General features: G+C 64.9%; 13 protein-coding genes. 10 read left to right on the top strand and 3 right to left on the bottom strand.

Annotation, left to right across the window (positions count from 1 at the left end):
* The first annotated feature begins 1 nt into the window (after position 1).
* Genes ACP150_RS22015 through ACP150_RS22005 form a run of 3 tightly spaced genes read left to right on the top strand, consistent with a single transcriptional unit; the run spans position 2 to position 3,331 of the window.
* Positions 2-1,219, top strand: coding sequence for a glycosyltransferase (locus ACP150_RS22015; RefSeq protein WP_424968881.1), 1,218 nt, complete (start codon positions 2-4; stop codon positions 1,217-1,219).
* Positions 1,216-2,193: a glycosyltransferase family 2 protein gene (locus ACP150_RS22010; RefSeq protein WP_424968880.1), complete on the top strand. Its 978-nt coding sequence runs from the start codon at positions 1,216-1,218 to the stop codon at positions 2,191-2,193. Before ACP150_RS22015 ends, ACP150_RS22010 begins: the two co-directional genes overlap by 4 nt.
* Before the next feature lie 4 nt (positions 2,194-2,197).
* Entirely contained in the window at positions 2,198-3,331 is a 1,134-nt protein-coding gene (locus ACP150_RS22005) for a glycosyltransferase family 4 protein (protein WP_424968879.1), read from the top strand.
* A 222-nt stretch (positions 3,332-3,553) separates the two neighbouring features.
* Here the strand turns inward: ACP150_RS22005 and ACP150_RS22000 are convergent, their stop codons facing one another.
* Together ACP150_RS22000 and ACP150_RS21995 are read right to left on the bottom strand one after the other, a co-directional pair.
* Positions 3,554-4,657: a ParB N-terminal domain-containing protein gene (locus ACP150_RS22000; RefSeq protein WP_424968878.1), complete on the bottom strand. Its 1,104-nt coding sequence runs from the start codon at positions 4,655-4,657 to the stop codon at positions 3,554-3,556.
* On the bottom strand, positions 4,650-6,050 hold the full coding sequence (locus ACP150_RS21995; RefSeq protein ID WP_424968877.1) for an AAA family ATPase: 1,401 nt from the start codon (positions 6,048-6,050) through the stop codon (positions 4,650-4,652). Before ACP150_RS21995 ends, ACP150_RS22000 begins: the two co-directional genes overlap by 8 nt.
* A gap of 508 nt (positions 6,051-6,558) precedes the next feature.
* On the opposite strand from ACP150_RS21995, the gene ACP150_RS21990 reads away from it, so the two are divergent.
* The 4 genes from ACP150_RS21990 (at position 6,559) to ACP150_RS21975 (ending at position 10,331) form a co-directional block, all read left to right on the top strand.
* Entirely contained in the window at positions 6,559-7,731 is a 1,173-nt protein-coding gene (locus ACP150_RS21990; RefSeq protein ID WP_424968876.1) for a replication initiation protein, read from the top strand.
* Positions 7,732-7,895: 164 nt separating this feature from the next.
* Positions 7,896-8,855 (top strand): SDR family oxidoreductase, encoded by a 960-nt coding sequence (locus ACP150_RS21985; RefSeq protein WP_424968875.1) that lies wholly within the window; start codon positions 7,896-7,898, stop codon positions 8,853-8,855.
* Positions 8,856-8,880: 25 nt separating this feature from the next.
* Positions 8,881-9,654, top strand: a complete 774-nt coding sequence (locus tag ACP150_RS21980) for a sulfotransferase family protein (protein WP_424968874.1) — start codon at positions 8,881-8,883, stop codon at positions 9,652-9,654.
* Between the two features lie 182 nt (positions 9,655-9,836).
* Positions 9,837-10,331 (top strand): ferritin-like domain-containing protein, encoded by a 495-nt coding sequence (locus ACP150_RS21975; RefSeq protein ID WP_424968873.1) that lies wholly within the window; start codon positions 9,837-9,839, stop codon positions 10,329-10,331.
* Positions 10,332-10,528: 197 nt separating this feature from the next.
* Here ACP150_RS21975 and ACP150_RS21970 read toward each other — a convergent pair whose 3' ends face one another.
* Entirely contained in the window at positions 10,529-11,533 is a 1,005-nt protein-coding gene (locus ACP150_RS21970) for a phosphatase domain-containing protein (RefSeq protein WP_424968872.1), read from the bottom strand.
* A gap of 174 nt (positions 11,534-11,707) precedes the next feature.
* Between ACP150_RS21970 and ACP150_RS21965 the strand changes: the two genes are divergently transcribed.
* The 3 genes from ACP150_RS21965 to ACP150_RS21955 all read left to right on the top strand — a co-directional run bounded on the left by ACP150_RS21965 (position 11,708) and on the right by ACP150_RS21955 (position 13,467).
* Entirely contained in the window at positions 11,708-11,920 is a 213-nt protein-coding gene (locus ACP150_RS21965; protein WP_424968871.1) for a hypothetical protein, read from the top strand.
* The gene (locus ACP150_RS21960) at positions 11,907-12,578 is read left to right on the top strand and encodes a DUF998 domain-containing protein (protein WP_424968870.1); all 672 of its coding nucleotides are present in this window, start codon (positions 11,907-11,909) and stop codon (positions 12,576-12,578) included. Before ACP150_RS21965 ends, ACP150_RS21960 begins: the two co-directional genes overlap by 14 nt.
* A 70-nt stretch (positions 12,579-12,648) precedes the next feature.
* A complete protein-coding gene (locus tag ACP150_RS21955; RefSeq protein ID WP_424968869.1) occupies positions 12,649-13,467 on the top strand; it encodes a M48 family metalloprotease in 819 nt (272 codons plus the stop codon).
* The last annotated feature ends 145 nt before the right edge of the window (positions 13,468-13,612 follow it).

Here is a 13,612-nt window from a genome sequence, read left to right as displayed (position 1 = left end):
CATGCGCGATTTTCCCCTCGACGCCGCGCAGATGCCGGTGCCTGTGGCCCAACCCATCGGGTTCTTCGTCCATCACCAGGGCCGTGGACACGCCACGCGGACCTGTCGGATCATCGAAGCCCTGCCTGCGGAGAGACCCGTGACCGTGTTCTGCGCCGATGCCGGACTGATGTCCGATGTGGCCGGGCGCGCCCGGGTGATCGAGATCCCGTCGCTTTTCGAGCGCTCCGGACGCGAGGCCGCGGGCTGCGCCGAGCTGCCCGCACCGCGCACCGTCCATTGCGCGCCGGTGGGGTGGCCCGGGATCCGGGACGCCATGGGGGCGATGGCCGGATGGTTCGCCCGGGCAAACCCCGCCCTGTTCGTGGTCGACGTCTCTGCCGAGGTGGCGCAGCTCGCCCGGCTCTGCTCCGTGCCCCATGTGAAGATCCTGCAACACGGATTGCGCGCGGATCCCGGGCACAGGGCCGCCTATGACGGGGCCGCCGGCCTGTTGGCCCCCTTCCACAAGGCGCTGGCCCAACCGGATTGGCCTCACGACATGCTGCGCAAGATCCATTTCGCCCCGGGGCTCGGATGCGACGGGCCAGCGCCGGACCGGGCCGCCGCCCGCCGACGGCTGGGCTTGCCCGCGCGTGGCCGGATCGTGCTGGCCCTGTCTGGCGCTGGCGGTCACGGGCTGTCCGAGGCGCCGCTCTCTGTCGGGGCGCGCGCCACCCCCGATCACCAATGGATCACCATCGGCACCGTGACCCGGGACTGGCACGCGACCGTGCCGGGCAATCTGCACCATCTGGGATGGGTGCCGGACGCCGCAGACTACATCGCCGCCGCAGACCTCGTGATCTCCAGCGCCGGCAACACCGTCTGCGCTCAGGTTCTGGCCGCGCGCCGCCCGTGGCTCGTCGTGCCCGAATGGTGCTATTTCGACGAGCAGATCGAAAAGGCCCGGGCCCTCGCCCGCATCGGCGCGGCCCATACCCGCGCCCACCTGCCCGGCTCCGAGGACGGCTGGCGCAGCACGCTCGAGATCACCTGCCAGATCCACGATCCCGCGCGCCAGGCCTCCCTGGACCACCCGGAGGCCGCGATCGACACGGCGCACTGGCTCGAAAACCTCTGCGCCCGCCTCTGGGGCGGTGCCACCCGCGCGCCTGTCCCGACCCCTGCCACAGCACACAGCCCCTCTCCCGCCACAACCATGGATGCAGACCAATGACCACGCTCTCCGCGATCACCCTCGCCACCGGCCGCGAAACCCACCTGCGTCACACGCTCCTTGGGCTGGCGGCCCAGACGCGGCAACCGGATGAGGTGATCCTCGTCGCCATGCAGGAGGCCCCGTTCCACGACCTGCCCCGCCTGCCCTTCCCCCTGCGCCAGATCACCCTGCCCCGCCCGGAGCTGCCCCTGGCCGAAGCGCGCAACACCGCCGCCACCCTCGCCCGGGGGGATCAGCTGGTGTTTCTGGATGTCGACTGCATCCCCGACCCCGCCGCACTCGAAGACTACGCCTTCGCCCTGCGCTCCGATCCGGGCCTGCTCATGGGCGAGGTCGGCTACCTGCCCCGCGGCGCCACCGAGTCCGGGCTCGACTTCGCGCGCTTTGCCCGACTGGCCCAGCGTCACCCCGACCGTCAGGGCCCACCCCCGCGCGGCCTGCGCCGGTGCGAGGACTACCGCTGCTTCTGGTCGCTGAACTTCGCCGTCACCCGCGACACCTGGGCCCGTTCCGGAGGCTTCGACGAAGCCTTTACCGGCTATGGCGGCGAGGACACGGACTTCGCCCGCTCGGTCGCGGAACGCGGCATTCCGATCCACTGGATGAAAGGCGGGCGAACCTACCACCAGCACCACCGCCACTTCATGCCGCCCGTCCACCATCTGCCCTCGATCCTGCGCAACGCCGAGATTTTCGCAGCGAAATGGGGACACCGGACCATGGAACACTGGCTCTATGCCTTCAAACTCATGGGCCTGATCGAGAATACCCCCGACGGGCTCCGCATCCTACGGCCAGTCTCCGAGGCGGACCGGGCGCTCTGCGTGCAGGAGGACCATGAACCCTTCGTCACCACCCGGCGTGTGCTCGATCACCTGCAAGGGCTCACCGGATCCGACGGCCATACCCGCGCCCGCCGGGCCGAGGTGGACCGGGCGCAAGCCGCCATGATCCTGCCCGCGGCGGAGTGAGCCCATGCGCATCGCCGTCGTCAGCCATATCCGCCACCCGATCGCGCGTCCGTTCATGGGCGGGATGGAAGCCCATAGCTGGAGCCTCGTACAGGGCCTGCGCGCCCGGGGCCATGACGTCACGCTCCTGGCTGCAGGCGACAGCGATCCCGCCCTGCCCCTCTGCCCTATCGTGCCCAGCCATTACGACGCCGCGTATCCCTGGCACCAGTTCCACGGCACCGAGGCTCTGAACACCCATCTGGATACCGCCTTTGCCCGCGCGGTCGAGATCCTGCGCGACGGCACCTTCGATGTGATCCACAACAACACCCTGCACCGCTACCTGCCCCGGTTGGGCCGCGCCGCTGGTCTCCCCATGGTGACCAGCCTGCATATCCCGCCCTTTGATGCGCTGCGCCGGGGGGTCGAGGATGGCCGCTGCCCGTGGGCCCGCGTGACCGTTTGCAGCGAGGCCCATGGCGCACAATGGTGGGACCCGCCCTTCGGCCCGGATATCCGCGTGGTGCCCAACGGAATCGACCTCGACACATGGCCCTTCCGTGCCGAGGGCGACGGCACGGCGGTCTGGTCCGGGCGCATCACCCCGACCAAGGGCCTGCATCTGGCCATCGCCGCCGCGCGACAGGCCGGGCTGCGCCTGCGGATCTATGGCGTGATCGAGCATCGCGACTATTTCGAGGCCGAGGTGGCCCCCGCCCTGTCCGACCAGATCACCTATGAAGGTCATCTCGACAGCGCCAGCCTCGCACGCGCCCTGTCCCGCGCCTCGGTTCTGGCCTTCACCCCCTGTTGGGAGGAACCCTTCGGGCTCGTCGCGATCGAGGCCATGGCCTGCGGCGTGCCTGTCGCCGCCCTGCCGCGCGGCGGTGTGGCCGAGGTGGTCGGGCCCGGCGGGGTCCTCACCCGCGATAGCGACCCCGCACAACTGGCCCGCGCCCTGCGAGCCGCCATGAAGTTGGACCGCCGCGCCGTACAGCAGCATGCCGAGCGCCGCTATGGGCTGGACCGGATGATGTCCCACTACGAGACGCTGTATGGCGAGGTGATCGCCGCCCGGCCCTCAGTTGTGCCCGAGATCCGGTTTCACCCTATCGAGTTTCCAACCCCCGTGCCCAAACTCAAGGAAGCCGTTTAAGACCCCGCCTCTCAGGCCCGGGATGACGCGCGACCGCCTTCCTGCATTGCGGGGCGGCGCGTTTCGTCATCCCGAGGATCAGACTCGCGGGCTTGCTGGTTTGCTAGCAATGCTGTCAAATCTTGGTTTCGCGCGACGTTCGAAAACTAAGATATTGATTTTGTGTTGTTTTTCACGGAGTTTCGCGCGCGAAACCCGCCCCAAGCGCGGGTTTCGCAGCGATCAAGACCGTTCGTCGCTTTCCAGAAGGTTGCGGATCTGGACCATGATCGCTTCCATGGAATCGGCATTGATCGACCGCCCCTCCAAGCGCAGCAGATAGCCCTTCCCATCGGTTTCGCGGCGAATGGTGACCCCTGTAGAGGTCTGCAAGACATCCCGCCCATGCCATCCTGCCGCTGGGACCGACATCTTCGGGCGACCCATCCGCTTGACCTTGCGCGGCATCTCATCGGCCTCGGACACCACCAGCTCCAGAAGCTGCCACTCCTCATCGGGCGTGCTCGGCTTGCCCTCCTCCAGAACCACGCGGAACCGCTGCTCCGCCCCGCCCCGCAGTGCCGTCGCAAGCTGGAGCCCGCGCCGCTCGGTCAGCGCCTCCGGGAAGGCCAACATGTCGCCCAGCTCCTCAAAGACCAGAGCAAAACTCCGCACCTTGGAGCGTTTGGCCTTGCTCGCCGACGAGAACAGCTTTTCCACCGCCATCTCGACATTGGCAAACGCCCCCTGGTTCGCAGCGATGACCGCGATCCGCCCCCGCTCGTAATGGCTCAGCGACGCCCGGATCTCGTTCTCCTCGACCATGGCGGTATAGGCCGTATCGATGGCCTGACGCGGCCGGACCAAGGCCTTGATCCGGGCGTAGCGGTCCGACTTGTTGAGCTTGTCGAGATACCGATAGGCCATCAGCCGTCGATAGCCCGACAGCAATCCATAGCGCCGGCCCTCGCGGGGTTCCGTCAGTTCGAACACCTCGATCGGCAGACGCAGGCCGTGCTCGGCAATGGACAGCCGCAGTTCGAGCAAGTCTTCTTCCAGAAGAGTCATACGGTCCCGGACCATCGCCTCCGCATCGATCTCGTCCAGCGGGATCTCCTGAATCAGAAGCCCTTCCGCCTCGGCCAGCCGCATCCGCTCCGCATCTGTCTTGTCCTTGGCCGCCTCCGCGCGGGAGGAGGTATCCTGCGTCGGGGCCAGCGCCGCTGCGTCAGCCGCCACCTGCGCGATAGGAGCTGCAGGTCGAGCAGGTGTGTCGCGGCGAAACTCTGCATCGATCTTCGTCAGGTCTTCGGAGCTTGGAGTTTCCAACCGTCTGCGCTTAGCCATGATCCTGTGCCCCTTTCTCTGCCTTCGCCATTTGCAAATCCCGCCACCAGGTCCCGATCAGAATATCCTTCACCTCGGCCCATGTCCGGTCGAATGTCTCGCGACCCCGGATATAGGTATCCCGGTTGAAGTCGCGGTAATCGGCCTCGTAGATGCCATTCACCTGCTCCCCCGCCTGTCCGACCATGGCCGTGTAGTCCTGCCGATAGGTCGTCATGAAATCCCCGAAATAGGCTTGGATCACGTTGGCCAGATCGGTCTGCTGGTTCGCGTCGAACCGGGTGATCAGCGCCCGGACCGCATCCCACTCGAACCGCATCTCCGGCAATCCGTCCCGCCGCCGGGCCGCGTTCTCGCCATCCTCGATGCTCGCGAAGGTCGAGTACAGCATGTCAAAAAACCGGCCGGTGCTGTCGAACTCCAGAAAGGATGCCCCGAGCGGGACAAGCAGGATATCCGCCGCCGCCAGCGCGTTGATCGTCAGATATCCCAATGCGGGCGGGGTATCGAGCAGCACGATGTCGTAGTCGTCCAGCAGCCCTGCGCCTTCCAGCGCGTTGGTCAGCCCGTCCCAGAGCGGCCAGGAGCGCAGCTGCATCCGCCAGACCGGCACCTGAAACTCGGCCCAGTAGAGGTTCAGCTGCGCCCCGATCAGATCGATATTCGGCCAATGGGTGGGCTGGATCAGGTCGCGCGGCGAAACGTCCAGCGCCTCGGTCAATGTCTCGTCGAAGGGCAGGGCGGGTTGCCCTGCGGCCGCGCGCACGGTGTTCTCTGCCTGCAGAGCCTGAGCATAATCCTTGGCGATGAGCGGAAAGGCCGTCTGCCATTCATCCTCGACCGTTCCCCCCATGATGGAAGTCATGGACCCCTGGCTGTCGAGATCGATGACCAGCACCTTGTAACCATCCAGCGCCGCCGACATGGCCAGATGCGCCGCGGTCGAGGTTTTGCCCACGCCGCCCTTGAAATTGGCAACTGCGATCACCTTCGCCGGCAGGCCCTCGGGCCTCCAGGGCCGGTATTCCCGGGTCGAGACCCCCTCTGCATCGAAGTGATTGCGAAGGGCCAGAACCTCATCGAGGGTGAACCATTTGGAGCCACCTTCACCCGTGCCTTGGGGCAGGTCGGGATGCGCCTTGAGCACGCGTCGGAAATGCGCGGGCGCCACCGGGATCAGATAGCGACACACCTCCCATGTCGAGAAGCGGCGCAAGCGTTTCTTGCCGTCTGGCGCATAGCCCCGACGGGCAAGATCATCCCTGCCTTTCGCAGCGAATGTTGCCGCCTTGGCGAACCGGATGGTATCGATGGGATCCGAGAGCTTTGCGGCCGCCGCTTCGGGGTCCAGGTTGGTATAAGGGGGCAGGGGGGTCTTGCCTGATGGGGGCATGCGATCCTCTGAGATGTGCTCGATTATTTGTGATGTTTCAGAAAATATCGCACATGACTGGACAAAAGTGAAAGTGTGAAGCCACGCATCTGCGAAATAAGGCTCTAAAATCAACAACGCACGACCATGGTCGTTTTAAGATCTTTGAATACTTTAGAGTCTTTACCCCTGAAATATATAACAGTATCAATAATTTGGTTCTGTTTGGGTGTCCGGGTACGGGTCCACAGGTGCCTGTATGCAGGGGTTTTGGGACCCGAATACGGGATGACAGGTGCCGATTCGCAGGCATCCCATGCCTATACAGGCTCTTTGCAAGGGTTTTTGCCGTAATTCGGTGCGCTGGGACGCGATGGTCCCGTAAACAGGTGCCTGAGAGATTCAGACGTCCCGTAAACGGGAACCTATCGCACGGCTTCTTGGGAACCCGCGATGCCCTTGAGCATGGGTGCCTTTGCGGGGATACTGGGCGAAAACAATCCTCCGAATCGAGCAGTCAGGACATATCATGTCGGAGCGTCCTCAGAAGGATCACTTGACCGGCGCCCTTCGGCGCGGATCGGTCAAAAAGAGTGTGGCCGCGATCCATGTATCGGGCAAGCTGACGCTATTGCAGCGCAAGCTGTCAAATGTCTTGCTGCTGAACGCCTATGATACGCTGACCACCCGGACACAGCACGCCATAGACGCGAGAACGCTCTGTCACATGGTGGGCTACAATTCCAACGATGTGGATACGCTCAAGGCGTCGCTGCGCGGGCTGGCAGAGACAACGGCCGAGTGGAACATGCTGGATGACGCCGGGCGGGAGGAATGGGGGATCTCAAGCCTTCTGGCCTATGCCAAGCTGAAGGATGGTGTCTGCGAATACGGATATTCGTCGGCCTTGGCGGAAAAACTGCATGACCCGAAGGTCTTTGCGCTGATCAATCTCGATATTCAGCGCAGGTTCACGTCCGGACATGCGCTGGCTCTCTACGAGAACTGCTTTCGTTTCGTGCGGACAGGGTCCACCGGATGGTGGCCACTGGACCTGTTTCGCAGGCTTATGGGCGTGGATGGCAGTGCCTATTACGAGAGTTACAAACATCTGAACGCGAAGATCATCAAGCCAGCCGTGGCCGAGGTGAACCGGACCTCGGATATCATCCTGACGCCGGAAATCCAGAAACGAGGTCGGCGGGTCGCCGCGATCCGGTTTCTGATCTCGCGCAATCCGCAATTGTCGATCCTCAATATCGACGACGGGGCCGGATTGCGCACGGGGCCGGTCTATGGCCGGCTGCGCGGGCTGGGCGTCAGCGACCGGCTGGCGCGCCAGTGGTTGGAGGATCACGGCGAACAGGCCGTTGCAGAGAAGCTGGATTACCTGGGGTCCCGCGAGGGCGTGCGCAGCCCGGTGGGATACCTGTCGGCAGTGTTGGAGGCGCAGCAAACCCCTTTCGAAGAGCCGGTTTCTCCGCCGGTTGCCGGAGGTCGCGCCGATCAGCTCGGGCGCATCCGGACCCTGATCGCGGCGCGGTCTCCGACCCAGCGGGATGCGGATCGGCGGCTCTTTGCCTCGCAGTTGGACAGCCCCGAAGCCCGGGCCGATTTCGAGCGGCACGGGTGGATGTCGCCGCTGAATGCGCGGGGTATCATTGCCTTCTGGACGGAGCTGCACCCGGAAGCCTTTGTCTGATCGCCCAAGGCAGGTGTTCGGAACTCAAACCCGGTAGAGCCGTTGCCTCTGTGACAGAGATTTCCACAGAGGGTGAATAAGATGACGGTCAGCATCGAAACAGGACGGGCGTGCGCTGCGACCCTGCAAGGTCAATTCAAATTCCCACGCGCGGAGCGCATGTCATGAGCCGGGTCGCGGTGGTGGCGGGGGGCTCGGCTGGTGTCGGCCTCGCTGTGGTAGAGCGGCTTGTCCGTGAGGGATATGCGGTGGCGATCCTCGCGCGTGGGGCGGAGCGGCTGGACGAGTTGCAGGCTCGGTTCGGGGACAAGGTTCTGACGCAGGTCTGCAACGTGTCGGAGGCCGATGCGGTGATGGGCGCCGCGCAGACGGTCCGCGACACGCTCGGTCAGCCCGTGATCTGGGTCAACTCCGCGATGCTGACTGCGTTTTCCCCCTTTGCCAAGATGGCTGCTGAGGAGTTCGAGAAGATCACGGACACCACCTATCACGGTCAGGTCAATGGCACGCGCGCGGCTCTGACGGTGATGGACGCGGGCAATATCGTCAATATCGGGTCCGGCTTGTCCTATCGCGCGGTGCCAATGCAGTCGGCCTATTGCGGGGCCAAGCACGCGATCAACGGCTTCACCTCGGCGGTGCGCAGCGAGTTGATCCGGGAGAACCGGGGGATCTATCTCTCGCTGGTGCAGCTTCCGGCGATCAACACGCCCCAGTTCGAGTGGGCGCGGAACCGGTTCGACAAGGCGCCACAGCCCGCGCCCCCGATCTATCAGCCCGAAGTGGCCGCCGATGCGGTGATGAAGGCGATCAAGGGGAACTTGCGCGAGGTTCTTGTGGGCAAATCGGTTCTGCAACTGGTGATCGGGCAGATGATCCTGCCGGACTGGCTGGACAAGAAGCTGGCCGGGGATGGCGCGGACATGCAGAAGTCCGAGATGGATCAGGAGGGCTACCGGGCCGGCAATATCGACGAACCCGTGGCGCGTGCGCCTTCGGCGCGGGGGATTTTCGGGGATCGCGCGTCGGACAAGGCGCTGATCATGGACGCGGATCTCGTGCGCAAGATTGCGGTGTTTGGCGGGGCGGCGGTGCTGTTCGGCCTTGGCCTGATCGTGGGATGAGGATGTCGACCGCGGGCGCGCGGGCATGAGGCCGCGCTACGTCTTTGTCGGGGGGCTGCATCGCTCGGGCACGTCGCTCGTGGCGCGCAGCCTCGCCCGGCATCGGGATGTGAGCGGCATCACCCACGCGCCCGTGCCCGAGCAGGAAGGCGTCTACCTGCAGGGTGCGATACCGCATACGGCACGGCATGGGATACCCGGAGCGTTCGCGGAGGATCCCGCGCAGCATCTGACCGAGGAGAGCCGGTTCAACACGGCGGAGGTTGCGGCACGCCTGTCAGCGGAATGGGCCCCGTGGTTTGCCCCGAGCGCACCGTGGCGGATCGAGAAGTCGCCGGTCAACCTGCTGCGGTCGCGGCTCTATCAGCAGCTCTTTCCGGCGTCGCAATTCGTGTTCGTCATACGTCATCCGGTGGCGTGCTGCCGGGCCACGGCGAAATGGTCCTTGCGCAGCGAGGCGGAGTTGCTGGCGCATTGGGGCAGGGCGCATCGCCTGCTCTTGGATGATCTGCCCTATCTGCACAACGCGATCGTGCTGCGCTACGAGGATTTCTGCGCGGCGCCCGATCAGATGAGCGCACAGCTCGCCCGGTTCCTGGACCTTGCGCCGCGCGATTTCGCACGGACCGACGAAGAGGTGCTGGACCGGAACGCGGGCTATCTGAGCATGGGGGGCGCGCCGTTGCCGGATGTGGCGCGGGCCTTCGGGTATACGGAGACGGGGCAGGGACCCTTGCCGCCGGAGATGCAGCCGCGCCACATGCTCGCCCGCATCCGGACGGCGCTGTCTCCCGACTGATCAGGGTGGTTTTGCGCTCAAATCCCCTTGAGAAGAGCCGTTTTAGCGACTTGATGCCCATCGTCGTGACCCCTGTGAGCCTACGTTGAAGGGTTGAGGATTTCCGGTCACGTCATTGGGGAACTGATCCGGGGCCGGGGGGTTGATCCGGCACCAATCATATCAATTCAGGAGGGTTCCCAATGGGACTGAATTCGCTCAAGGACGTCTATATCGACCAGCTGCAGGACATCTACAGCGCCTGCAAGCAATCGGTGACGGCAACCAACGAACTGGCGGGGGCCGCGTCGGATGAGGGTCTCAAGGCAGCGCTCGAAGATGGCGTGTCGGGCATTCACCGGGGCATGGACTCGCTCGAAGAAATCATCCGCGCCCATGGTGCCGATCCCCACGGCGAGCATTGCAAGGGCATGGAAGGCCTCGTGAAGGAAGCGCGCGCCCATGGCATTGAAGAGGACTTCGGCGACAAGGACGCGCAGGACGCCATGATCATCACCCAGTACCAGCGGATGGCCCATTACGCGATTGCGGGCTATGGCTGCTGCAAGGCGTTCGCCGAGCGTCTGGAGCTCAAGGACGACGCGCACAAGCTGGACCAGTGCCTCGACGCGTCCTATGACGGCGACCGCCGCTTCACAGAGCTGGCCGAAGGCAAGATCAACCGCAAGGCGGCCTGATCCGTCCCGACCGTTCGTGTTACGGTCGGACCTTTCCCCCGTACTTCGGAAAGAAGCGTGCCGCGATGCGGTGCGCTTTTTTCATGGCATCACATGGCATCGCCGGGTCGGACTGTCGGTCCGGGGCGGCGAGGAGAGTGTCGGGAGGCGTGAAGGCCCTGCGCGGGCTACGTCTGCGACCGGGCAGGGCAGGGGGCTCAGCCCGGCTCGGAGGTCACCAAGGCTGCGAGATCATCGGCGAAGGCCATGAAGTCGCGACCGGCGAAGACCGGGACGCCGGTCTTTTTCAGCGCGGCGAGATCGACCTTGTCAGCTGCATCGACGCCGGGGCCGGGCGTGCGCAGAAGCACGGCCCGGATGCGGTTCGGGTGCCGTTGGATCACGTCATGGTAGATGCGCGCATCTTCCTGCCCCGTGTCGCCGCACAAGATCGCGGGCAGGGACGGGTTCGCCGCGAGAAGCGTGTCGATGCTGTCGCCCTTGTGGGAGCCATGACCGCTGGTCACGAACTTGTCCTGATCCAGACCGAGATCGCGCAGAAACATCGGGCCCCGGGGCAGGGCAGAGCGGCGGAAGAGCTCGGAGAGGAAGCCATAGAGGTTCCATGGCGACGAGCTGACATAGAAGAACGGCAACCCCCGGCTCTCGGCCAGGCCGCCATAGAGAGCGACGGCATCCTCGTGCATCTGACGCGAGCCGAGACTGCCGGAGAACGTCGTCCACAGGTTGCGGGTCAGGGACCATGCCCCGGTCTGGAGCACCGTATCGTCGATATCGCTGATAACCATGGCCGGTGCTGCCGCGTCGGTGACCAGAAAGGGACATTCCGTTTCCGTCCCATCGGGCAGGGTGACAGTGCAGCTGTGAAATCCTGGCGTATGGGTGCGCGGGAGGCGGAGCTCGAAATAGCCCTCCTCGTTGGACCGGGTTTGTACCCCGCCACAGGTAAGCGGCACATCGGCCACTTCGCGGGTGACAAACAGCTTCAGCATATGCGCGATATTGGCGACCCGGCTGGTTCCGGCGGTATTCGACAGCGCCGAGGGCTGGGCCAGCACACGCCCGCGCAGCACGATTTCCGTCTGCGTCGTGTAGCCGAGATAGGTGTCGAGGGACGCCGCCGTCCGGGCGCGAGACGGCCTGATGCGGGCGAAGGCGGATTCCAGTTTCAGGGCAGTGCTGTGAAGGATCGATTTGACCATGTTCGGGCTCCTGATCTGGGCGGTGGCGCGCGGGATACGCGGCAAGAAACGCCCCGGGGGGACACAGGGCCAACACCTGATCCTGAGCTCGGTTCCCCAAACGGTCGGGAACCAGGGCGGGGTTGAACCGTTGCCTAAAGGACTGAACCACGCAATCCGAGGGAGGGCACACCCATGTCCAAGACAGAATACAATCCGCATCTCGAGGGGCTCGAGGGCTCTGACATGCACCACAACCTGAAGAACCGCCCGGGCGAAAAAGGCGACGCGGATCACGCGGTGTCGGACGCGGAACCGAGCGACGAGCTGGTTCAGGCTGTTCAGGAAGCAGATGGCGACGGCCCGGTGGCCGAGGCTCTGCGCAAGGCGACCGATGTCGAAGACTGAGAACATCACCTATATCCGACCGCTCGTCTCGTTCGATGCCACCCCGCGGCGTCAGACCGAGACGGTGCGATCCGAGCTGCTCGCGATTTGCGGGGCGCTCGGGCTGGTCGGGGCGTTTTTTCCGGTCATCACGACCCTGATCGCCACGCTGCTGACCGACCACGACATGGTTGCAGACACAATCAGCGATATGGGGCGCGGCCCGCTGAAATGGATCATGGATACCGGGTTCTACGTGAATGCGGTGGGTCTGGCAGGCCTCGCGGTTGGGGCGGCCCACGCGCATCTCGGCAAAGAGCGCTGGTCGATGGGCATTTTCTGCCTGCTCGCTCTGGCGCTGGTGACCGCGTTGCTTGGGCTGTGGGACAAGTTCGGGGGCCCGGGCGACATGTCGGCCCATACCCGACTGACCTATCTGCTCGGTCCGCTTTATCTGGCTGGTCCCCTGCTCATGGCAGAGGGGGTGCGGCGGATCAGCGAGAACATGGTCCGGATGTTCGTTCTCTCGTCGGTTTTGTGGATCGTTCTGGCGGTCGCCTTCAAGCTGGCGCCGGACAGTTTTGACGGGATTCTCGAAAAGGGGGCCGTCCTCGCGACCATGCTCTGGACCGTCCCGCTGTCATGGTTGTTTTTCATGCATACGCGGGTCTCCGCGTAGGCGCAGCCCTAGGGAAGTGAAAGGAAACGAGATGCAGGCTTTTGCAAGAACCGCGGTATTGCTGTCGGCGATGACGGCGCTCTTCATGGGGGTCGGATACCTTGTCGGGGGCGGCGCGGGCGCTCTGGTGGCGCTGGCGATTGCCGCGCTCACGAACCTCTGGGCATGGTGGCGGTCTGACGCGGCGGTCCTGCGGATTCATGATGCGCGCCCGATCGGGGCCAATGACCGGTTCGGCCTGCATGAGATGACGGAGCGGCTGGCGCGATCCGCCGGGCTGCCGATGCCCGCGCTTTATCTCGTGGACACACCGCAGCCCAACGCCTTTGCCACCGGGCGCAACCCGGAAAACGCGGCGGTCGCGGTCACCACGGGCCTGCTGCAGCATCTGCGGCCCGACGAGATTGCCGGCGTTATCGCCCATGAGCTGGCCCATATCCAGAACCGCGACACGCTCGTGATGACGATCACTGCCACGCTGGCCGGGGCGATCTCGATGATCGCGAATTTCGCGCTGTTCATGGGCGGTCGCAGAGACAGCGCGCTTGGGCTGGTCGGCGTTCTGGCCATGACCTTTCTGGCCCCGTTGGCGGCAGGGATCGTGCAGGCTTCAATCAGTCGGACCCGGGAGTTCGAGGCCGACCGAGACGGCGCGGCGATTGCCGGGCATCCCGAGGGACTCGCCTCGGCGCTCTACAAGATTTCGCGGCTCGCCGGGCGGGTGGATAACAACCGGGCCGAGCGACACCCGACGACGGCGCATATGTTCATCGTCAATCCGCTGCACAAGCATCAGTTCGACCGGCTGTTCGCCACGCACCCCCCGGCGCAAGAGCGGATCGAGCGCCTGTTGGCGGGTCACGGGGGGCTCCGGCAGGCGGCTGAATGACACGGCGCCCGCTGTCACACCTGCGCCGATCGTGTCTCCGTAGGAAAATCAGGTGATCCGCCTGCGGGATGGGCGGGCTGGGACCTGAACGTGGCGCTCTGGAGCGACGGCGCCTTGGCTGCGATTTCCGCCGCGCACCGGTTGG

Origin of the sequence: Dinoroseobacter sp. S375, from assembly GCF_049800775.1 — a bacterium.
GTDB lineage: Bacteria > Pseudomonadota > Alphaproteobacteria > Rhodobacterales > Rhodobacteraceae > Dinoroseobacter.
This window is presented reverse-complemented; position numbering and strand designations above follow the sequence as displayed.

Coding starts and splice junctions, on each gene's coding strand:
- ACP150_RS22015 (WP_424968881.1), top strand. CDS start 2: ATGCGCGATTTTCCCCTCGACGCCGCGCAGATGCCGGTGCCTGTGGCC.
- ACP150_RS22010 (WP_424968880.1), top strand. CDS start 1,216: ATGACCACGCTCTCCGCGATCACCCTCGCCACCGGCCGCGAAACCCAC.
- ACP150_RS22005 (WP_424968879.1), top strand. CDS start 2,198: ATGCGCATCGCCGTCGTCAGCCATATCCGCCACCCGATCGCGCGTCCG.
- ACP150_RS22000 (WP_424968878.1), bottom strand. CDS start 4,657: ATGGCTAAGCGCAGACGGTTGGAAACTCCAAGCTCCGAAGACCTGACG.
- ACP150_RS21995 (WP_424968877.1), bottom strand. CDS start 6,050: ATGCCCCCATCAGGCAAGACCCCCCTGCCCCCTTATACCAACCTGGAC.
- ACP150_RS21990 (WP_424968876.1), top strand. CDS start 6,559: ATGTCGGAGCGTCCTCAGAAGGATCACTTGACCGGCGCCCTTCGGCGC.
- ACP150_RS21985 (WP_424968875.1), top strand. CDS start 7,896: ATGAGCCGGGTCGCGGTGGTGGCGGGGGGCTCGGCTGGTGTCGGCCTC.
- ACP150_RS21980 (WP_424968874.1), top strand. CDS start 8,881: ATGAGGCCGCGCTACGTCTTTGTCGGGGGGCTGCATCGCTCGGGCACG.
- ACP150_RS21975 (WP_424968873.1), top strand. CDS start 9,837: ATGGGACTGAATTCGCTCAAGGACGTCTATATCGACCAGCTGCAGGAC.
- ACP150_RS21970 (WP_424968872.1), bottom strand. CDS start 11,533: ATGGTCAAATCGATCCTTCACAGCACTGCCCTGAAACTGGAATCCGCC.
- ACP150_RS21965 (WP_424968871.1), top strand. CDS start 11,708: ATGTCCAAGACAGAATACAATCCGCATCTCGAGGGGCTCGAGGGCTCT.
- ACP150_RS21960 (WP_424968870.1), top strand. CDS start 11,907: ATGTCGAAGACTGAGAACATCACCTATATCCGACCGCTCGTCTCGTTC.
- ACP150_RS21955 (WP_424968869.1), top strand. CDS start 12,649: ATGACGGCGCTCTTCATGGGGGTCGGATACCTTGTCGGGGGCGGCGCG.